This is a genomic window from Geodermatophilus sp. SYSU D01036 (assembly GCF_054050435.1).
In genome coordinates, this window is the sequence record NZ_JBJGZJ010000020.1 from 44,711 (window position 1) to 66,381 (window position 21,671).

Here is a 21,671-nt window from a genome sequence, read left to right on the forward strand (position 1 = left end):
CCCGATGGGCACCTCCTGGGCCCGGCACGCGTGAGACCTGCGGCTGGCGTGCTGACCCGCTGCGCTGGTCCGCGTTCAGCGACTACCAGGACACGCGGGCGTCGCAGAACCTGCACCCGATCGTCGGCCTCGGGCGCCAGCTGCGCCGCCGGCTCGGCGACTCCCGATTGCAGTACCGGTCGTTGCAGCCGGCGGCCACGTGGGCATGCCCATGAGCGGTCCTGTGGAGGTGCCTGACCCTGCACAGCGGATCAGGACGACTGTGGTCAGTGAGGCGCGTCGGGGTGGTGGGGGATCCACGTTGCCCCTCGTGGCGCTCCGGGCCCGTACGGCCACGATCTGTGGTTTCAAGCTCCTACGATGATGCGAGGCTCGAGGGTGATGACCGAACGGTCACCGTACCGAGAAGGACCCGCGACGAGCGCAACGGACAAGAATGTGATGGTGAGCTCAACCGAAATGGTTGACCCGACGATTCCGGACGACGCAGCCGAGCCCGACACGGAGGCCGAGGCGCAGGTCCATCACCTCGACGAGGGATATCTCGTCGACTTCCTCACCGACAAGCCGATCAAGGACACCCCGAAAGAGCAGGTCCGGCAGCGGATCGTGCGGGTGCTCTTCCACGAGTATCAGTTCGCCCCGGAGGACATGGAGCTCGACTTCGCGGTCCAAGTCCAGACCGAGAAGGGCAAGCGCCGCGCGAGGATCGACATCGCGATCTTCGCCCCGCGCAGCGAGCACACCGCCGCCAACCTGCGCCGCGTCGTGGTCGTCAACAGGGAGCCCAACCGCGGCAAAAACGTCGTGAAGCTGCGCACCTACGACCAGATGAAATCCGAAATGGCGTTCGTTCAGGACCTGCTGGGCGCCGAGGACTACCCCGAGCGCTCCTGGGGCCTGTGGACCGATAACGTCGACTTTTTCTTCATCGAGAAGGAGACCACTCGCTGGGGTGCGGACTTTCATGAGCGCTCGGGCTGGCCGCTGGCCGATGGCACCGTCGGCAGCGGGCAGGTGGCATCCGCCCAGCAGCTGCGCCGCGCCGAGCCGGAGATGCTCAAGACCACCTTCCGGCGCTGCCACAACTACGTCCACGGTAACGAGGGCATGCCGAAGGACGCCGCGTTCTGGCAGTTCCTCTACCTGCTGTTCGCGAAGATGTACGACGAGCGAGCCGTCCGCAGGGGCAGCTCGCGCCGCTTCTACGCCTCGATGGCCGAGCCGTACGACGACGAGGGTCGCACCGCGATCCGGGAGCGGATCACGGACCTCTTCGAGGACGTCAAGCGGCAGTACGCCTCCTCCGGGCTCTTCAAGGCCAGCGACGAGATCACCCTCTCGGACCGGGCGCTCGCTTTCATCGTCTCTGAGCTGGCCCCCTACGACCTCGGCCTGACCGACATCGACGCGAAGGGACTGGCCTACCAGGAGTTGGTCGGCACCAACCTGCGCGGCGACCGCGGCCAGTACTTCACCCCGCGTGGCGCGGTGAAGCTGATGATCGACATCCTCGACCCGCAGGAGGACGAGACCGTCCTCGACCCGACCTGCGGCACCGGGGGCTTCCTGCACGCCACCCTCACCCACCTGCACCACAAGATGCAGGACGAGGACGGCACCCGCGGCATTCCGGATTCCCCGGAGCAGGGAGAGCGCTACCGTGACCGGCTGCGCAACTACGCGGACGAGCGACTCTTCGGCGCCGACTTCGATCCGTTCCTCGTTCGCGCCACCTCGATGAACATCATGACCCTGGCCGACACCCCTGGCAATGTCTTCCACATGGACTCCCTCGCCTTTCCGCGCGGCCATCTTTCCGGGGTCGCCGAGGCGAGCAAGCGGATCCCACTCGCGAAGGACGGCCGCAGTGGCGCCGTTGACGTGCTGCTCACCAACCCGCCCTTCGGTGCCGACATCCCGATCAGCGACGAGTCCGTCCTCGGCGATTTCCGCGAGGGCGTGGCGAAGTCTTGGTCGCGGGACAAGAAGAGCGGCGAACTTGTGGCCAGCCCCCACCCGCCGGGCTCTATGGCACCTGAGCAGCTTTTCGTCCAGCGAGCCATTGAGTGGATCAAGCCCGGCGGCCGCCTCGGCATCGTCCTGCCCAACGGCATCCTGTCCAACCCTGGCCCGGCGGACGAGGGAATCCGCCGGTTCATCCTGCGGGAGTGTTGGGTGCTCGCCAGCGTCGAGTTGCCCGTGGAGACCTTCATTGTCGACGCCAACGTGAACATCCTCACCACCCTGCTCTTCCTCAAGCGGAAGACGTTCGAGGAAAAAGCCACCGAGCGGCTCAACGGCCCGGTTTCCTACCCGGTCTTCATGGCAGTTGCGGAGAAGGTCGGCTTCGACCGTCGCGGCAACGATCTCTACAAGCGGGCTCCCAACGGCGACCTGATCATGGAAACGTACGAGGAGACCGAGTACCTGACGATCGGCGGCGAGCGACGCACCCGGAGAGTGAAGCGGAGCCGGCCGGTCATCGACAACGACCTGCCGGTGATAGCGCAGCAGTATTGGGAGTTCCGAAAGCGCCACCCGATTCCCGGTCATGACCCCCGCGAGGCGCAGGAAGCCGGCGCGTGAAGATCGCCAGCATCAACCACCCGGTCCAATCAGGCTGGTTCCTCGAACAGGGTCTCCGACTCGACGCAGCGTCCTATCTGTCCGGCTCACTAGAGGCCCGAAAGCGCTTGGAGGCTTTGCCCAACACGGTGCGCCTCGACAGTGTCACGACAGGTCACAATGGTGGCATCTTCAATGGACCGATGTTTCGCCGGGTATATCTGTCCGATGCAGAGCACAGTGTCCCGTTCCTCGGCAGCAAAGACATGATGGTCAGTGACCTTACGAGGCTCCCGCGACTGAGGAAGTCCGACGCCGAGTCCGGCAGGCTTTCCTACCTACGACTCAAGCCCGGAATGACGCTTATCTCATGCTCGGGATTCTATGCGGGTAGAAGGTCGTACGTGCGGCCCGACATGGGGCATATCTGGTCCTCACAGGACGTTCTCAAAGTCGAGCCTAACCCGGACAAGATCAGTGCCGGATATTTGTACGCCTTTCTCGCCAGTCGGTTTGGAGAGGCGTTCATCAAGGCTTCTGTCTACGGGTCGACGGTCAAACATATCGAGCCGCACCATCTCGTTAACCTCCCCGTGCCGCGGTTCGACTATGCGCTGGAACGGCGTATCCACGACCTAGTCGAGGAGGGTGCTCACCTGCGGGCCGCCTGTCAGGCCGGGCTCACCGCTGCTACGGATGACTTGTTCCGCAGCGCCGGTCTTCCCGAGCTTATTGACTATCGCTGGCACAAGGAGGGACGGGACCTTGACTTCCAGGTCGCCGGCGTGAGCACCCAATCCATCCGCGCACTCAACTACTCGCCTCGAGCCCGGCGGCTCGTTTCCAGGCTGGCGTCTGTGGAACATCGCACCCTCGGTGACATCTGTGCGGGCGGCCTCTTAGCCAGTGGAGTGAGGTTCAAGAGGATCGACAGCGACCGCGAGCACGGAGCGCAGTTGATCGGCCAGCGGCAAGGATTCTGGACCCGTCCGGAAGGCCGTTGGATCAGTGCCGCCGCCGCGCCTGCGGGAATTTTCGCAGAAGAAGAAACGGTACTGATTGCGTCACAGGGTACGCTTGGCGAGCAGGAGGTCTTTTGTCGGCCGATCATGGTCTACGGGTCCTGGGTTCGGCATGCCTACACTCAGCACTTCCTGCGCATCGCCAGCGGCGACCCTGCAGTTAGCGGTGCATACCTTTTTGCCTTTATCCGGTCTGAGGCGGCGTTTCGAGTCTTGCGTTCCCTGAGTGTGGGCGGCAAGCAGCAAGACATCCATGAAGGATTGCGACGAAGCATTCCGATCCCGTTGGCTCCGGAGGCTGATCGTGTGCGCATCGCGGAGACGGTTCGTGAGGCACACCGAGACCGTGACCGTGCCGATGCGCTGGAGGATGAGGCGCTGTCCTTGCTGACGCAGGCGATCGAGGGGGCGGAGGGCTGATGGCGCGGATCGTTCCCATCGGGCCGCCCGTGAATGATGCGGAGCGGGCTGTGATCGCACATCTGCGTGATCACGGGCCGGATGACTGGACGGTCCTGCATTCTCTGGAGATCCCGGATAGCCGGGGGCGGCTCTTCGAGGTCGACCTCGTGGTCGTGACCGGTCACATGGTCTACGTGATCGACGTGAAGGGCACCTTCGGTCGGATCGAGGTGCAGGGGTCGCGGTGGATGCCGGCGGGGCGGTCCCCGTTCCACACGCCGCTGCCGAAGCTGCGGGAGAACGCCAAGCGGCTCAAGAGCCTCCTCGAGGAGGCATACACTCAGCTCTCTCGCGTCTACGTCGATGCCGCGGTTGTGCTCTCGGCGCCCGACGCGCGCCTCGTCGACCACAACACTCCTCAACGCGACGCGGCTTCGACGGTGAACCGGCAGCACCTGGTCGCCCTGCTCGCCGACGTCTCCCGGGTCCCGACCGGCTCGTTCTCTGTCGACGTCGACATCCAGCGCCACCACGACACGATCGTCGAGGAGGTCAAGCGGATCGGTCGGGTGCCCACCGGCCCGCTGCAGTTCGGCAACTGGCTGGTGCTCGACACGCTGAGTGAGACGATCCACGCCGACGGGATCGACGTGGTGGGGGAGTACCGCGCGAAGAACGCCAACGCCGTGCAGGGCTCGGGCACGGTGCGGCTGGTGGTGCGGCAGGCGGACCTGTACGCGCCGACAGCGGAACGGGAGAAACAGCAGCGGCAAATCGGTATCGCCTACGAAGCGCTCGGCAAGCTGCCGCCGCATCCGGCGATCGTCGGCGTGAAGGACTTCTTCCCCGACCCCGAGGACCGCGGGTTCGTCACCGTCTACGACGACATCCCCGGTCACGCGCTGCGGCTGCACCTGGGGGAGCAGCCGGTCGAGCCGCTGACCCGGGACCGGAAACTGCTGATCCTGCGGCAGGTGCTGACCGGGCTGGCGCACGCCCAATCCCGCAAGATCGTGCACCGAGCGCTGAGCCCGGCCACGATCCTGCTCACCCAGGACGGCCGGGCGATGATCACCGGCTTCGACTACGCCAAGACCGCCCAGATGCGTGCCCACACGGTTGCCCTCGACGCCCACGCCGCCGCCGACAACGCCTACCTTGCTCCGGAGGCCCTTGAGAGCCCGGGCAAGATGACCGACAAGGCGGACATCTACGCCCTCGGTGTCATCGGGTTCGAGATGCTCACCGGCCACCCGCCGTTCGGCTCGGTCACCGAGCAGGTCAGGGCAGGCGGGGTGCTCCCGGAGAAGGATCTGGAGCAGGCCGACGTGCCCGCGCCGCTGCGCCACTGGCTCTCGCTGCTGTGCGCTGCCAAGCCCGAGGACCGGCCCGACGCGCGCGAGGCGATCCGCCGCTTCGAGCTGGCCATCGGCGAGGTCAACCGGCCCAAGCGCCGGGTCGCCGGCGGCAGCGGGGGAGAGCCGTCAGCGCCCCCGGAGGTGTCGCAGGCCGGTGACGATGACAAGCGCCGTGACCCGCAGTACTGGCGGAACCTGCCGCGGGACTTCGCGCTCGGCACGAAGTACATCGTCCAGCAGCGGCTCGGCACGCCCGGAGCGAGCGGTGTGGCGTACCGGGTCTTCGACACCATGCGCAACGTCGACCGGGTGATCAAGCTGATCCTGCGCGACGAGGAGGGCACCCGGGAACGCGCCCGCCGTGAGGGCATGGTGCTGTCTCGGCTCCAGGACGCGAAGGCCCATCCGAACGTGGTGCGGATGCTCGACGTCGACGTCCTCCCGCAGCCGTACCCGTATCCGTTCCTGGTCTTCGAGTTCGTGACCGGCGAGGACCTCGGCGAAGTGATCCGAGGCGGCACGCTCACCCCGAGCGACGTGCTGCGTATCGGTCTCGACGTCGCCGACGGGCTGAAATACCTGCACAGCCTGGACGTGTGGCACTGCGACATCAAGCCCGGCAACCTGCTGTGGACCGAGGACGGCGTCAAGATCCTCGACTTCGGCATCGCTAAGACCCCCGAGAGCACCCAGGGCCACACCGCCAGCACCCCGCGCTACACCCCGCCTGATCTCGACCAGGTGCCGGCCAGCGCCGCCGGCTACGTCGACCGGGATCTGTACGCGCTCGGGATCACGCTGTACGAGGCGCTCACCAATGCCTATCCGTGGGACGGCGCCAGCACGCCGCCGCCCGCGGTGTCGGCCGAGGACCCGCGCGAGCGGTTCAGCCTTCCCGCGGTGCCGGCGAGACTGGTGGAGACGATCCTCAAGGCGATCTCGCCCGAACGCGGTGGCCGGTTCACCAGCGCCGAGGAACTCCACACCGCGCTCCTGGCGGCTGCCGAGCAACCGAAGCCGAAGCTCCCCGGGCCGGTGAAGCCCGCTCCGGTCGGGGCGACTGACGGCGATCGGGCCTCGTCCGAGCGCAACCCGTTTGTCGCCCATCTGCAGACGCTCTACAGCCAGAGCAGGCGCAGCAACCGCGGCACCCGCGGCATGGACGCGACTGACCTCCGCGTCTATGTGCCCACCGGGCTCGACCTGGCCCTGGCGCCGAGCGTGTTGGCGGGCGAGCATTCGCTGGTGATCGTCACCGGCAACGCCGGTGACGGCAAGACCGCGTTCCTGGAGAGCCTCGCCGCGACCGCACGTGAGCGGGGTGCGACCTTCACCTCCGAGCGGGCCAACGGCACCGATTTTGAGCTCGACGGGCGCCGCTTTCACACCAACTACGACGGCAGCCAGGACGAGGACGGTGTCGTCAGCGACGAGGTGCTCGCGGAGTTCTTCGCTCCCTTCGCCGGTGCCGACGATGTCGGTGAGCTGATCGGGGAGACGCGGCTGATCGCGGTCAACGAGGGCCGACTGGTCGACTTCCTCAGCCACCACTCGGGGGAGTTCGCGGCCCTGACCCGGATCGTCGAGGTCGGGCTGCGGGGCGAGGACGACGAGCCCGGGTCGGTTGCGGTGGTCAACCTCAATCTCCGCGATGTGACCGTCCGCTCGGCCGCCGCGCGCAGCGGCGATGGATCCTCCGACTCGATCCTCGAGCGGATGCTCGACTCGATGGTCCGCCCGGAGTTCTGGACCGCCTGCGACGGCTGTGCCCTCGCGGAGGGCTGCTACGCCCGGCAGAACGCGGCCACCATCGCCCACCCGATCGTCGGACCGCAGGTCAAGGAGCGGATGCGCCGGATCTACGAGGTCGCCCAGCTCCGCGGTCGACTGCACATCACACTGCGCGACCTGCGCTCCGCACTGGCCTACACCCTCACGTCGGGGCGCGACTGCTCCGAGATCCACGACCTCTACGCCGCGCAGCGGTCCGAGCCGATCCTGGCCAGCCACTACTTCAGCGCCTACCGGGGCGGCGACGCCGGGACCGAGCGTGATCGGTTGCTCCTCCAGCTCCGCCACGTCGACGTCGCCCGACCACCTCAGCCGGTGCTCGACCGGCGTCTGGCCAGCGAAGGCCTGCTAGAGCACTACCTGGTGAGCGCCACCGACCGGATCACCCCGGAGCGGAACCTGCTCCGGGCGCTGCACGCCGAAGTCAGCGGTGCCGACGCCCACCCGGACGACGTCATCGGCTTCGTATCCGCAGCCCGCCGACTGTCGTACTTCGAGATGCGCGACCCCGGCGAGGCGATCAAGATGCTGCCCTACGCCTCGGTGCAGTCCTTTCTGGAACTGCTCGACGGCAAGCGGCCGGTGCCGACCGGACTCTTCCTGAAGGCACTCAACCGCAGCGAGGGTGTCGTCTCGTCGGAGCTTGCCGCCGGTGGGCTCGTCATTCGGGTCCGCGACGTCGTACGCGGCACCATCCGCAGCCTGCGCCGCTTTCACGGTGAGGGCTTCCGGGCCGGCCGCGTCGGCACCGACGCCCACCCGTACCTGGAGACTCGGCCGACGGCGTTGAGGCTCACCTACACCGACCCGGGCCGCGCGGGGATCCCGCCGGCGGAGCTGCGGATCGGGCTGGATCTCTTCGAGCTGATCGAACGGTTCCGCCGTGGCTATCAGGCCAGCATCGACGACGACCAGGGCTACGCACTCGCACTGGCGGTGTTCAAGAACCAGCTCGCCGCGGTGCCCTACCGGGAGGTGCTGTTGACCGTCGACGGGTCGGCGATGCACACCGTGCGACGCAGTGATGACGGGGTGCTCCACCTGATCACCCAGGAGGCGCTCGTGCCCGCAACCGAGGAGGCGGAATGGCGCTAGACAACAAGGACCGTGCCTTTCGGTGCGACACGATCAGCCGCATCGACTACAAGTCGCTCACCATGGACCGGGTCCTCACCGCGTTCCTGGCCAGGCTGTGGCACGGCGGTGTAACCAGCCGGGTGCGGCGGGCCACCGACCTGGGTGTCGACGCCTATCTCGAGTTGTTGGTCAGCGACAAGTCCGGCCGGTTCGACGGGTTCGCAGACAACGAGGACATCAGCCGCCGCTGGATCGCATCTCACCTGCTCGACCTGGTCAACCGTGGCCGGGTGACCGAGGCGGTGGCCGGGCCGCGTCCGTTGCACGGGTTCGCCTACCGGCTGCGCAACACCACCCGGTCCCGCCCCTACGGCGCGGACGAGCAGCTCTACGAGATGCTCGCGGTCAACGACCTCGCCCTGAGCGCCTTGCGGGAGTTCTTCTTCTCCGACATCGACCCAGCCACCGGCGAGGTCGTGCCGGGCCCCGACATCGACGTGGAGTCGCAGGCGCTGCTCAGCATGGTCGAGGCCACTCAGGGCAAGGCACAGGACCGCCCCGACGGTTCATCGCGTCGGGAGCAGAAGCAGCTGTGCCGCCAGCCGGCCGAGTTGCTCGGTGAGGACGTGCTGCGACTACTGCTGCACCGGGAGTTCATGCCGCGCACCGTGCTCGTGGAGCACCTCAAGATCCTGCTCTCCTTCCACCTGGCGCTCTACCACCTGCGGTTGTTCAAGCTCGTGCCCGCCGCCGTGCGCGACGGCGCCGTCGATCACGCCTGCACTGTCGGTCACAAGCGCGACGAGCAGTGCCGCTTCCGCCCGCATCTCTTCGTCGACGTCGCAGGCTCGGACAGCGGGCCGCCCGCGGCGTATGCGGTCCACAGCGCGGCCACCTGGTATGGCCGGCTACCGCAATTTGTCCGCGGCACGTTCGCGGTGCTGAAGCTCACCGACTTCGCCAAGGACCTGCACCGGCGGGGCAAGCTGTCGATGCCCGGTCGGGATCACCTGCCGGCGGCCGATGCGATCGCACTGCTGGACAGGAGGTACGAGGCCGACCGAGAGGTCTTCTTCGACATGCGGGTGCGTCGAATCCTCGACGACGAGGAGGAGCCGCTCGCCCCCGAGCTGCAGACCATCATCGACCTCGACCTGAGCCGGCTCGACACCTACCTCGAGCTGATCATGCACTACCGCGGGGCCTTTCAACGTAAGTATCTGGTCGACTGCTTGGACTCGATGTTCCTCAAGGGTCGGGCCGGGGAGCTGCTGACCCAGCCGCGGGGCAGGGCCGGCGTGCGTCGCTTCGTGCTCGACTCACGGCTGCTGGAGGTGCTCTTGCAGGTGTGCCTCGTGCAGCCCGACGACTCGGGGCGGATGCGCACCCGGCCCATGCGGGTCGACGAGGTCCTCGACACGCTGCGGACCCGCTACGGGCTCTACATCGACACCCTCCCGACCGAGGACGGCTTCCACGGCCCCGACCTGCCTGACCGGGCTGCGCTGCGCGCCAACACCGCCGCCTTCGTCGACCGGCTTCGCGAGATCGGCTACTACCGCGATCTCTCCGATGCCTACCTGACCCAGACCGTCACCCCGCGCTTCACCATCGGCGCTCACCCGGAGAGGAGCCCCCGCTGACGGCCACCGCGGTCGGACTGACCGAGCCCACCCTCGCAGAGATCCGCAGCGCTCTGGAGGACGTGCTCGTCCCCCACCTACTTGGGCTGCTCACCAGCCGGCAGGCCGGCCACTGCATGCGCGTCACCGAACTCGATGGCGAGCTCGCCGCCCGCCTCGTGCACCGGCTGCATACCGCGACCCTGCCGGGCACCGTGGTCTGCCTGCTGGCGACCGACGAGGAGGTCGCCCAGGGCGACGACATCCTGGTGACCAGCACCCAACTCGTGGAACTGCGCAATCGGCCGGTCGAGGGGACCTCGGGGCCGCTGCTGGTCTTCGTGCCCCCGGGCCTTCGTGCCAGCGCCGAGGACTCCTTCGGAGTGGCCACCTTCGAGGAGATCGAGCTCGGTAACGCCTACGCCCTGCTGCGCGCGGAGCTGATCAGCCGGGTGCCGGCCTCGCTCCGCGGCGGGATCTTCCGCCTGGAGCAGGCCCTCACCGCGAAGAGGGACAACCGCTCCACCGACCAGGCATGGGTGCGCTACCTGCTCACCCTCGCCGCCAACGACTACGAGCCCGACGCCGCCGGGGCGGCGCTCTACTGCTTCGGCCTGGTGCCTGACCTGGCGCTGTTCACCGACGTCGAGGACGTGCCCGAGCGGGTCGGCCGCAACCGAGCCCACGTCGACGACCTCAGCCGCGGCGAGCTCGACGAGCGCCAGCGGGTGCTCTCCCTCGGCCTCACCGACGCCGACTTCACCGCCCGCCTCGCCCGCTTCGCCGGCAAGATCGGCCTCGAGGACCGCGCCGTCTGGACCCGCCGGATCATCACCGACCGCGACAACCGCAGCCTGACCTTCGACAGATGGCCCGCACCCAGCGAACGTGAGATACAGCTCAAGATCGACGTCCACGCCGTCGGGCTCCCGGTCGTCGGCGACGACCCCGAACACGTCAAGACCTACCCGGTCTTGGAGACCCTCGCCGGACAGCCGTACCTGATCGCCGGCCCCGCCGGTGCCAAGGACATCGCCGCGACGATCGCGATCGACCCGGCGCTGACCACCGCCGACGGGCTGCTCAAGCTCCGTGTCGAGTTGGTCTCCGAGGACGGCGAACCGACCGGCAAGGTCGTCAACGTTGCGGCCGGGGCACGCCCCAAGAGCAGCTACAAGGGCACCATCCGCAACCTGCGCAAGGCCCAGCTCGACGAGGGCTGGCACCGCCTGATCGTCACCCCGCTCGCGGACACCGACCGCCGGATCGTCACCGCCCCTGCCTCGGGCATGAGCGAGCTGTTCTACGTCGTCAACGCCGACGAGAGCGAGGAGCCACCCGAGACCCGAGCCCAGCGGTACGAGAGCCTCACCCACGCGATCCAGCGGTTCGCCTTCGGCCGCCTCGCCGACGGGCGCCCCGACAAGGAGCTCACTCCCGGTGAGGTCTCGTGGGTCAACGGCTCGCGCACGACGGCGCACGCCAGCGCCAACGTGCACATAGCCGGGGGCGGCGGGGTCGAGATCAGGCTCTCCCGGCTGCTGACCCGGATCGAACGCGCCACCATGAGCAGCCCGCGTGAGCTCGGCATGTGGCAGCTCGCCCTCGGCCAAGAGGGAGCCGCCGCAGCCCCCGTGCGCGACGAGGTCCCCTGGGTGGCCTCGCTCGGGCCCGCGGCCGAACAGGCCTTCGGTGAGTTCATCGGCCTTCGCGACACCCTGTTCGAGGCGATCGCGGGCACCGGTGCGTCCGACGACGACGAGCCGGGCGGTGTCGTCGAGACAACCAATCTCCCGGCGCTCTCAGCCGAGACCGTCGCGTATGCGGCCAGCTATCAGCGACTGATCGCCGCGCAGGCCGCCCATGCCGGAGGGGTCGCGAAGAGCGAGCGGGGAGCGGCGTTGCGGGCCCTTGCCGGGCTGCAGCAGATCGATGCCGTCGCGGTGCGCTATCTCGACGCGATCGGTGACTTCCATCGGGTCCTGCTGGTCGGGCCGACGCATCCGCTGCGGTTGCTGTGGTTCTCCCAGTGGAGCGGTGTCGGCGCAGCCTGGCGCAAGGAGCTCGCCGCCCACACCAAGGAGGCCGCCGCCGACGCGGCAGCGAGCTTCTTCAACAGGCTCGACTCCCTCGGCTTTCCCTTCGCCGTGCCGCGACAGGACAACCACCACCTGTTCGCCGCGGTGGGCAACCTGACGCCCTTCTGGACCGCCCTGGTCCACCCACGCACCGACGACGCGATCGGCCTGCTCAACAAGCTGTCCGCCGCGCTCGGCGTACCGGATGCACCCCGTGCCGCCGGGGGCAACCAGGCGGCCGGCGTGCTGGCCGACAGAGTCGAGCGGTACGTACGTCAGCACGCTTATGTCCGCACCCTGGTCGTCAACGTGATCAACCCCGGCGACGCGGCACTGATCGCCGAGATGCTCCTGGACCTCCAGCGCCGCTCGACGACCCGGGACCTGACCTACGACCTGCGGCTGTGCACTCCCAACACGGCCATGCCCGGTATCGGCGAGGCACTGGCCGACCTGACTCGCTCCGACAGTCGATTCACCAGCGACGAGGCCGACGCGTTCGGCTCCCGCCAGGACGGCAGCGTGCCCAAGCTCGCCTACTCGATCCGGTCCATGGACGAATTCGAGAACCGCACAGCCGAGTTCGAGGCTCACCTGACGATCTTTGTCGACGCCTTCTCCGGTGAGGAGCACGAGACCGGGCCGGTCCAGCACATCGCCCACCCGCCGGCGTACGGGCTGATCCAACAGGCGACCACGGCGTTCGACGGTGAAGACGACGGGGCCAGTGTCACCTGGCGCAAGACCCCGGTCTTCGCCCGACCCGGTGCCACGGCCAGCGGCCTCAGCGACCTGCTCGCCGAACTGCCGAGCACGCTGGCCCATGCCGCGGCCAGTGTCGCCACAGACGGCACGGGGACCGGGCATGTGCCCACCACCACCCTCACCCTCGACGGCCAGCAGCGCTCCCTGCTGCACCAGGCCCACGACGTCAGTGACTGGGTGGTCATCATCGACCGGACGCTTGGGCTGGAGTACTTCGACCGTGCAACGGGGGGCGCAGGCAGCAGCGACTTCGTCATCGACTACGTCGCCGGCCGCGTCGGTCTCGGCCGTCAGGTCCTGGTCAGCTCGCGCAAGGTCGAGGAACTCCGGGGCCTGCTGAGGCCGGTAATCAGCGACCACGGGGTCGCGGTCGACGACCGCCACCTGCAGACCTTCTTCGAGCAACTGCGGTTGCTGTCGGGCAGCCTCGCCTTCAAACTCTCCTCCGCGGCGCGCAATCAGCGCGCCGAGGTGCTCGGGCTCGCCTTGGCGCGGCTCTACCTCGAGGGCCAGCAGGCGCTCGGTGACCAGATCGTCGTACCCCTCGACGCCCACCAGGACCTCTACGTGGAGGCGCGGCGCCGCTCGGGGGCGGAGCAGTCGCTGCGGCGTACCGACCTGGCCCTCTTCTCCTTCGACGCGAAGGAACGGACCATCACCTGCCGTCTGATCGAGGTCAAGGCGTACTCCCGGATCGGCACCCTCACCGAGTACGAGGCGCTGCAGCGATCGATCACCGAACAGCTCGAGACCTCACAGACCGTGCTGGCCGGCCAGTTCGATCCCCACCTCGCCGACCCGGACCGGGTCGACCGGGCCGTGAAGAACGTCGAGTTCGCTGCGCTGCTGCGGTTCTATCTGGAGCGCTCCGAGCGCTACAGGATGGTCAGGCGCTCCGTCAGCACGCACGCGCGCCGGCTGCTGGAGACCCTCGACGACGGGTTCGCCCTCTCCTTCCAGCGGATCGGGCTCATCTTCGAGCTCGCGGGGCAGGGCAGCGATCCTGAGGTCATCGATGGTGTTGAGTTCCACCACATCGGGCGGGACGAGATCGACGAGCTCCTGGCCGGCGTGCCGACCGAGCTCGACCGGCCACGCGACGCCACCGAGCCCTACGCCACCACCGTGCCGGCGCTCACCCGTTCTCGGCGCGAGCACGCCGCCTTCCGGGCTCCCTCGCTGGAGGCGCTGCAGGACGAGCCGCAGGAAGCCGAGACCGACGGGCAGCCGACGCCGGCTCTCCCTCCTGTCGAGCCCGGCCGAGAGGCGGCCACGGCCGCTGTGTCCGAAGACTCCGAACCGCCGACGCCGAGCGACCGGCCGAGCGTGAATGACGAACCCTCGGTCGCACCCACGGTCGTGGGTAAGCCTTCCCCCGCCGTCGAGGAGGTGTCGGCCGCCTCGCCGCCGGTGACCACACCACCGGTGCTCCTTGGCGTCACGAACACGACGCCGCAGTGGGCGATCCTCGGTGAGGCCGCCGGCGGCCGGAAGGCGGGTCTCGACCTCAACGAGACCCACACCATCAGCCTGTTCGGCGTCCAAGGCGGCGGCAAGAGCTACACCCTCGGTTCCATCATCGAGGGCGCGACCCTGCCCTCTCCTGGTGTAAACCACCTGCCGCATCCGCTGGCCACCGTTGTCTTTCATTACAGCCGCACCCAGGACTACGCACCCGAGTTCACCTCCATGAAGCACGCCAACGACGTTGAGGGCCAGATCGCCCTGCTGCGTGCCCGGTACGGTGCTGAGCCCGCTGCGCTGGAGGACGTCCTGCTCCTCGCGCCGCGGGACCAGGTCGAGGAGCGCCGCGCGGAGTTCCCCGACCTCGACGTACAGCCGCTCCTGTTCGCCTCCTCCGAACTGCAGGCCGCGCACTGGCGCTTCCTGCTCGGCGCGGTGGGCAACCAGGCGATGTACGTCCGTCAGCTCATGCAGGTGCTCAAGGCCAATCGCCACAGCCTGAGCCTCGCCACCGTGCGTCAGGGGGTGGAGTCCTCCGGCATGGCCGACAACCTCAAGGACCTCGCTCGGCAGCGACTCGACCTAGCCGCCGACTACATCGACGACTCGGTGCGGATCTCCGACTATGTGCGACCAGGACGACTGATCGTTGTAGACCTGCGCGACGAGTACATCGAGAAGGACGAGAGCCTCGGCCTCTTCGTCGTCCTCATGCAACTCTTCGCCGAGGCCAAGGTCGACGGCGGCCACTTCAACAAGCTCGTCGTCTTCGACGAGGCCCACAAGTACATCGACAGCCCCGACCTCGTCGATGTGCTCGTCGAGTCCGTCCGCGAGATGCGGCACAAGGGCATGAGCATTCTGGTCGCCAGCCAGGATCCTCCCTCCGTGCCGGTCTCCCTCATCGAACTCTCCGACCTCGTCGTGTTGCACAAGATGACGTCGCCGGCCTGGCTCAAGCACATCCAGAAGGCCAACTCCGCACTCAACGGTCTTCGGCCCGAGAATCTCGCTCACCTACAGCCGGGGGAAGCGTATGTCTGGGCGGGTAAGGCCATTGATGCTGCCTGGACGCGGAATGCGGTCAGGGTGTCCTTGCGGCCGCGGGTGACGCGACACGGCGGTGGCACAAAGACAGCATCGCAATGAGCGGCGCAGCCTCGGTATCGCTATCGCGAGATCGGTAGGGACGTGCTCGAAGTCGATGCGGCGTTCCCCCGGTGCCCCAAACGTCTCACCGGGGATGCGTTCGTCCAGCTGACGGGGCCATCGAGCGGTGCCACACCGCGCGGGGGCAGTGCTCGAGCGCGTCCGGCAGGTCGGCATGGCGCCTTCTAACCACCATCCTGATTACCATCGCGCCTTCAGGCAGTAATCCCGAGCGTTCGGGGTCTGCGGTCACTGCTTCAATGGCGCCATCCGAAGAGAGGACGCATTGGTGACTGACCGAGCAACGCCCCCGCCGATAGACCAGCCGCTGGGCGGGCGCAGCTACTCAGCTTGCTGCCGGCCGGGCCGCGCAGCGCAAGCGGGCGGGTGACCAGCGGGCATCAGGCGATCGTCCGCGAGCAGCTCACGCAGGCGCCGGCCGAGTGCCTAGCGGCGACGCTGCACGACACGGACGACGACCTGGCGGCGTACGCCGTCCGGGTCCGCGGCGGCCTCATCGCCGTCAACGCGGGTGAGTACGTCGGTGAGGACGCCAAGGTCGAGGTGGCGCTCTGGAAGGGCGACCCGGCGCGCCCTGGGATTGACATCACCGACGATCTGCCGAAGGGCCACTACGACGTGCTGCTGTCCGAAATCATGGCCGTGGCGGCGGAGCCGGACACCATTGAGCAGCTCGGTGAAGCGCCGCGACTGTTGACCATCACGGGTGGTGGCAGCCTCGACGACGTCGACGTGCGCTTTGTGAAAACGTCTGACCAGGCTGACGAATACGACTGGGGCGACGAGGAGTAAGACCAAGCGCTGCCCCATGGAAGGCGCTGTACGGCTGAATGAGTGGCTGAACGCTAGGGCCAGCGGGCGTCAGCCGACTGAAGTCGCGGCGAAGTCACGGCCGCCCGGGCAGCGTGCGACGAAAGAGGCTGCGGTGGCGCTTGAGGTGGTGGCCGAACTTGGCCATGACCTCATGCGTGGGCGACCTGGACAGGATCTCGCAGCTGCTTGTGGGCTTGGAGGTCACCGGCCTGCGGTCGCGTCTGTTGAGCACTGTCGGTCAACTGTGTCGGGCACGACGGGCAGCAGCCAACGACCCTCTGCCGGACGCCGCCGACCAGCCCATAAACCTCTCGGCTACGGCCGCCTGCAGAGAGCGAACTGCCACCGGTCTTTGGGGGACGGGGCCCGTGTCGATATGGGTCGTCCGCGAGGCGACGCAGGGCCTCTCCGCGCTGCGGAACCGGTACAGCCCCGCGGGCGAAGCCGGTCACGCCACGCCCGGTCGTGTCGGCGCACAGTTGGGAGCAGAGTCGAAGAGATGGGCGCGCCTACGTGGGGCGGAGCGCTCAGCTGTGTCTGCGGACTGGGCTTCTTGAGGCCGTGCCTTATCCGTGCCTTAAGCACCGGCGAAAGCCGGTGGTCAGCGGCCAGCAGGGGTCAGCACCGTTAAGGCACGGAAGGAGCAGTGCTGCGCGGCTGAGCAGCGCAAACGGGCATCTGGGCTGGTCAAGACGTGGAGCGGGTGACCGGGATCGAACCGGCATGGCCAGCTTGGAAGGCTGGGGCTCTGCCATTGAGCTACACCCGCGAGGTGCCCGACCAGCGTAGCGGGCCGGGCCGATAGCGTCCGGGCGTGACCGAGCCCACAGAGCTGGACGCCACCGCGCAGGCCGACCTCGTGCGTCGCGGGGAGGTGAGCCCCGCCGAGCTCGTCGACGCCGCCATCGCCCGGATCGAGGCGACGAACACGCAGTTCACCGCTGTCATCCGGGAGCGGTTCGACGCCGCCCGCGCCGAGGCCGCCGGCACCCTGCCCGACGGGCCGTTCCGCGGCGTGCCGCTGCTGCTCAAGGACATGGGCGCGCACATGGCGGGGGAGGAGACCTGCTACGGCCTGGCCCCGCTGCGCGACGCGCAGGTGCGCTGGCGGCGCGACAGCCACCTGGCCGAGGCCTTCCGTGCCGCCGGGTTCGTCGTCCTCGGCCGCACCAACGTCCCCGAGCTCGGCACGACGGTCACCACCGAGCCCGCCGCCAACGCCCCGGCCCGCAACCCCTGGGACCCCACCCGCTCCACCGGCGGCTCCAGCGGCGGGTCGGCCGCGGCCGTGGCGGCGCGCTACGTGCCGGTCGCGCACGCCAGCGACGGCGGGGGGTCGATCCGCGTCCCCGCCAGCGAGTGCGGGCTGGTCGGGCTCAAGCCCAGCCGGGCGCGGGTCAGCCAGGGCCCCGACGTCGGCGAGGGCTGGGCCGGCGCCACCATCGACGGTGTCGTCACCCGCAGCGTCCGCGACACCGCCGCCGTCCTCGACGCGATCGGCGGGCCGATGCCCGGCGACCCCTACGCCGCCCCGCCGCTGCCGCGCCCCCTGGTCGAGGAGGTCGGCGCCCCGGTCGGCCGGCTGCGGGTCGGCCTGGTCGACGCCCCGCCGCACGAGCGCTGGCTCGACAGCCCCGAGTGCCGGGCCGCCGTCGCCCGCGCCGGCCGGCTGCTGGAGGACCTCGGCTGCGACGTCGAGCCCGCCGCGCCCGCCGCCTTCTTCGACGACGGCTTCTCCCGGCACTTCAACGCCACCATCGCCGCCGACACCGCCCGCATGCTCGCCGACCTCGAGCGGGTCCTCGGCCGGGAGATCGCCGACGACGAGCTCGAGCCGCGCAACGCCCACTACCGGGCCACCGGCCACCGCACCACCGCGGCCGAGTACCTCGCCGCCCGCGCCTGGCTGGGCTCCTGGTGCCGCCGCATGGCCCGCTTCTGGACGCCGACCGCGGACGGCGGGCAGGGCTTCGACCTGCTGGTCACCCCGACCGTGGGCGCGCCCCCGCCGGAGCTCGGCTGGTTCACCGCCGCGGGCCCGCGCGAGGAGGGCCGCCGGATCGGGGCGTTCATCCCGTACACCGCCCAGGCCAACGTCACCGGCCAGCCGGCGGTCAGCCTGCCGCTGCACACCACCGACGCCGGGCTGCCGGTCGGCGTGCAACTGGTCGCGGGCGCCGGGCGGGAGGACCTGCTCGTGCGCGTCGCCGCCGCGCTGGAGGAGGCCGCCCCGTGGGCGGCACGCCGTCCGCCGGTGCCCGCCTAGACTCGCAGCCGCCACGGGGTGTGGCGCAGCTTGGTAGCGCACCCGCTTTGGGAGCGGGGGGCCGTGGGTTCGAATCCCGCCACCCCGACCCCGCCCCCGGCGTCTCTAGACTCGGGGATCGACCCGGCGCCGGTCCCGGCGTCCCCTTCCGTCGTACCGAGGAGCACTGCCGCTGTGAAGAGCACCATCGAGGAACTGGGCCCCACGCGGGTCCGGATGGCGATCGAGGTGCCGTGGGGAGACCTGGACCACGCCTTCGGTGAGGTCTACAAGGAGCTCAAGCGGCAGGTGCGCATCCCCGGGTTCCGCCCGGGCAAGGTGCCCAACCGCATCCTCGACCAGCGCATCGGCCGCCCGGTCGTCCTCGAGCAGGTCGTCCAGCACGCCATCCCGGAGGTCTACTCCGAGGTCGTCCGCGACAACCAGGTCCGCGTCATCGGCCAGCCCGACATCGAGGTCACCCGCCTCGACGACAACGACACCCTGGCGTTCACCGCCGAGGTCGACGTCGCGCCGAAGATCGAGCTGCCGGCCCTCGACGACCTGAACGTCACCGTCGACGACGTGGAGGTCACCGACGAGGAGATCGACCAGCAGGTCTCGGTCATGCGCGAGCGCTTCGCCATGCTGACCGGCGTCGAGCGCGCCGCCCAGGACGGCGACTACGTCTCCATCGACCTCGAGGCCCGCGTCGGCGACGAGGTGCTCGAGGACGGCACCACCAGCGGCATGTCCTACGAGGTCGGCTCCGGCTCCCTCATGGAGGGCCTCGACGACGCCGTCCGCGGCCTGTCCGCCGACGAGTCGGCCACCTTCGAGACCCCGCTGCAGCAGGGCCCGCACGCCGGCGAGCAGGCGCAGGTCACCGTCACCGTCCGCTCGGTCAAGGCCAAGGAGCTGCCCGAGCTCGACGACGAGTTCGCCTCCACCGCCAGCGAGTTCGACACCCTCGAGGAGCTGCGCGACGACGTCCGCACCCGGCTGTCGCGGGTGAAGGTCATGCAGCAGGGCGCGCAGGCCCGCGACAAGCTGGTCGAGCACCTGCTCGAGGTCACCGAGGTCCCGATCCCCGAGGGCCTGGTCGACCGGGAGGTCGAGTTCCGCAACAACGCGCTGACCAACGAGCTCACCGGCGCCGGCATGGACTGGGACACCTTCCTGTCCATGTCCGGCAGCGAGAACCGCGAGGCCTACGACGCCGAGCAGCGGAAGAACATCGAGGAGGCGGTCCGCACCCAGTTCGTCCTCGACGCGATCGCCGACGCCCGCGAGATCACCGTCGACAACGACGACCTGTCGGCGCAGATCATGGCGCAGGCCTCGCGCAACCGGATGAGCCCGGAGCAGTACGCCCAGCAGCTCCAGCAGAGCGGCAACATCGCCGAGTTCGTCGCCGACGTGCGCCGCACCAAGGCGCTGGCCCAGCTGCTCGAGCAGACGACGATCACCGACGCCTCGGGCAACGTCGTCGACCTCGAGGCCGCCCGCCCGCAGACGGTGCGCGCCGCCGAGGCCGCCCCCGCGGCTGACGACACCGCCGCCGACGACACCGCCGCCGACGACACCACCGCCGGGGAGGCCGACGAGGCCCCCGACGCCGAGGTCGCCGACGCGGCCGCCGTCGAGGCGACCGAGGGTGCCACCGAGGACAGCGGGGACGTCGCCAAGGGCTGAGCCCCGGACGCTTCCTGCGGACGCCGTCCTGCCCCGTGTGCGCGGGGGAGGGCGGCGTCCGTCGTCTTCCCGGGGCGCGCTGCGCCGTCGGCGAACAGGCCCCCGCGCCGGGACTCCGGGCCCGGGGGTGCGCGTTAGGGTCGACGTGACTCGGGGCGGACGCCGGGGGTACGGCCCGCCAGGGCCGCCGGCCCCGCCTCCCGCCCACCGAGACCGACTCGATCCACCGCCAACGGAGGTCACACCACCCGTGAGCACCCACCCGAACCCGGCGAACAGCCCGCTCATGCGGGGTGGCGCCGGGGGGATGAACCTCAACGACTCGGTCTACGAGCGCCTGCTGCGCGAGCGCATCATCTTCCTGGGCACCCAGGTCGACGACGTCATCGCCAACCAGCTGGCCGCGCAGATGCTGCTGCTGTCCGCCGAGGACCCCAAGCAGGACATCCACCTGTACATCAACTCGCCGGGCGGCTCGGTCAGCGCCGGCATGGCCATCTACGACACGATGCAGTTCATCGACTGCGACGTCGCCACCTACGGCATGGGCCTGGCCGCCTCGATGGGCCAGTTCCTGCTGACCGCGGGCACCAAGGGCAAGCGCTACGCCCTGCCGCACGCGCGGATCATGATGCACCAGCCCTCGGCCGGCGTCGGCGGCACCGCCGCGGACATCGCCATCCAGGCCGACCTGTTCCGCCGCACCAAGCGCGAGCTCAACGAGCTGCAGTCGTTGCACACCGGCCAGTCCATCGAGCAGATCGAGCGGGACTCCGACCGCGACCGCTGGTTCACCGCGCAGGAGGCCCTCGAGTACGGCTTCGTCGACCACGTCGTCAGCCGCGCCGCGATGACCGACAGCGCCAACCCGGTCTCCGACAACTGAGCAGCGAGGACTGACAGACGATGAGCGACTTCCAGCTGCCCTCCAGCCGGTACGTGCTGCCCTCCTTCGTGGAGCGGACCAGCTACGGCATGAAGGAGAGCAACCCGTACAACAAGCTCTTCGAGGAGCGGATCATCTTCCTCGGGGTGCAGATCGACGACGCGTCGGCCAACGACGTGATGGCCCAGCTGATCACGCTGGAGTCGGCCGACCCCGACCGCGACATCACGATCTACATCAACTCGCCCGGTGGCTCGTTCACGTCGCTGATGGCCATCTACGACACGATGATGTTCGTCCGCCCGGACATCCAGACCGTCTGCATGGGCCAGGCCGCCTCGGCCGCCGCCGTCCTGCTCGCGGCCGGCACCCCGGGCAAGCGGCTGGCGCTGCCGTACTCGCGCGTGCTGATCCACCAGCCCTCCGGCGAGGCCGGCGGCCAGGTCTCGGACCTCGAGATCCACGCCGCCGAGATCGCCCGGGTGCGGGCCCAGATGGAGGAGATCCTGGCCCGGCACACCGGCCGCTCGGTGGAGCAGGTCCGCGCCGACATCGACCGCGACAAGATCCTCACGGCCCCCGAGGCCAAGGAGTACGGGATCGTCGACCAGGTCATCCAGAGCCGCAAGCTCAACGCACTGCCGGTCTGATCCCCGTGATCGCCCGATCGGTACGGGTCGAGTCCGCGCGTGTCGCGCTCTCGGCCCGTACCGTT

10 protein-coding genes and 2 tRNA genes are annotated in these 21,671 nt (G+C 69.1%); 11 read left to right on the forward strand and 1 reads right to left on the reverse strand.

What is annotated here, in order from left to right; translation table 11 throughout:
• The first annotated feature begins 444 nt into the window (after window positions 1–444).
• The 6 genes from mads2 to ACI8AR_RS18075 all read left to right on the forward strand — a co-directional run bounded on the left by mads2 (window position 445) and on the right by ACI8AR_RS18075 (window position 16,109).
• Window positions 445–2,589, forward strand: a complete 2,145-nt coding sequence (gene mads2, locus ACI8AR_RS18050; RefSeq protein ID WP_457052223.1) for a methylation-associated defense system DNA methyltransferase MAD2 — start codon at window positions 445–447, stop codon at window positions 2,587–2,589.
• Window positions 2,586–4,010, forward strand: a complete 1,425-nt coding sequence (gene mads5 / locus ACI8AR_RS18055) for a methylation-associated defense system restriction endonuclease subunit S MAD5 (RefSeq protein WP_457052224.1) — start codon at window positions 2,586–2,588, stop codon at window positions 4,008–4,010. The genes mads2 and mads5 overlap by 4 nt, the downstream gene beginning before the upstream one ends.
• Complete coding sequence (mads6, locus tag ACI8AR_RS18060; protein WP_457052225.1) at window positions 4,010–8,236, forward strand: methylation-associated defense system protein kinase MAD6; 4,227 nt, start codon at window positions 4,010–4,012, stop codon at window positions 8,234–8,236. Before mads5 ends, mads6 begins: the two co-directional genes overlap by 1 nt.
• Window positions 8,227–9,861 (forward strand): methylation-associated defense system protein MAD7, encoded by a 1,635-nt coding sequence (mads7, locus tag ACI8AR_RS18065; protein WP_457052226.1) that lies wholly within the window; start codon window positions 8,227–8,229, stop codon window positions 9,859–9,861. The genes mads6 and mads7 overlap by 10 nt, the downstream gene beginning before the upstream one ends.
• Before the next feature lie 62 nt (window positions 9,862–9,923).
• A complete protein-coding gene (gene mads8 / locus ACI8AR_RS18070) occupies window positions 9,924–15,296 on the forward strand; it encodes a methylation-associated defense system ATP-binding protein MAD8 (RefSeq protein ID WP_457052227.1) in 5,373 nt (1,790 codons plus the stop codon).
• A 351-nt stretch (window positions 15,297–15,647) separates the two neighbouring features.
• Entirely contained in the window at window positions 15,648–16,109 is a 462-nt protein-coding gene (locus tag ACI8AR_RS18075; RefSeq protein ID WP_457052228.1) for a hypothetical protein, read from the forward strand.
• A 716-nt stretch (window positions 16,110–16,825) separates the two neighbouring features.
• On the opposite strand, the gene ACI8AR_RS18080 is transcribed toward ACI8AR_RS18075, so the two are convergent.
• A tRNA-Gly gene (locus tag ACI8AR_RS18080) sits at window positions 16,826–16,899 on the reverse strand.
• A 45-nt stretch (window positions 16,900–16,944) separates the two neighbouring features.
• On the opposite strand from ACI8AR_RS18080, the gene ACI8AR_RS18085 reads away from it, so the two are divergent.
• The 5 genes from ACI8AR_RS18085 (at window position 16,945) to ACI8AR_RS18105 (ending at window position 21,606) form a co-directional block, all read left to right on the forward strand.
• Window positions 16,945–18,396 carry an amidase gene (locus tag ACI8AR_RS18085; RefSeq protein WP_457052229.1) on the forward strand — a complete coding sequence of 484 codons (1,452 nt, stop codon included), beginning with the start codon at window positions 16,945–16,947 and terminating at the stop codon, window positions 18,394–18,396.
• Window positions 18,397–18,410: 14 nt separating this feature from the next.
• A tRNA-Pro gene (locus tag ACI8AR_RS18090) sits at window positions 18,411–18,484 on the forward strand.
• Between the two features lie 86 nt (window positions 18,485–18,570).
• On the forward strand, window positions 18,571–20,070 hold the full coding sequence (gene tig, locus ACI8AR_RS18095) for a trigger factor (protein WP_457052230.1): 1,500 nt from the start codon (window positions 18,571–18,573) through the stop codon (window positions 20,068–20,070).
• Window positions 20,071–20,320: 250 nt separating this feature from the next.
• A complete protein-coding gene (locus ACI8AR_RS18100) occupies window positions 20,321–20,956 on the forward strand; it encodes an ATP-dependent Clp protease proteolytic subunit (protein ID WP_456935066.1) in 636 nt (211 codons plus the stop codon).
• Window positions 20,957–20,976: 20 nt separating this feature from the next.
• Window positions 20,977–21,606, forward strand: a complete 630-nt coding sequence (locus tag ACI8AR_RS18105) for an ATP-dependent Clp protease proteolytic subunit (protein WP_387985431.1) — start codon at window positions 20,977–20,979, stop codon at window positions 21,604–21,606.
• Window positions 21,607–21,671 lie beyond the last annotated feature (65 nt).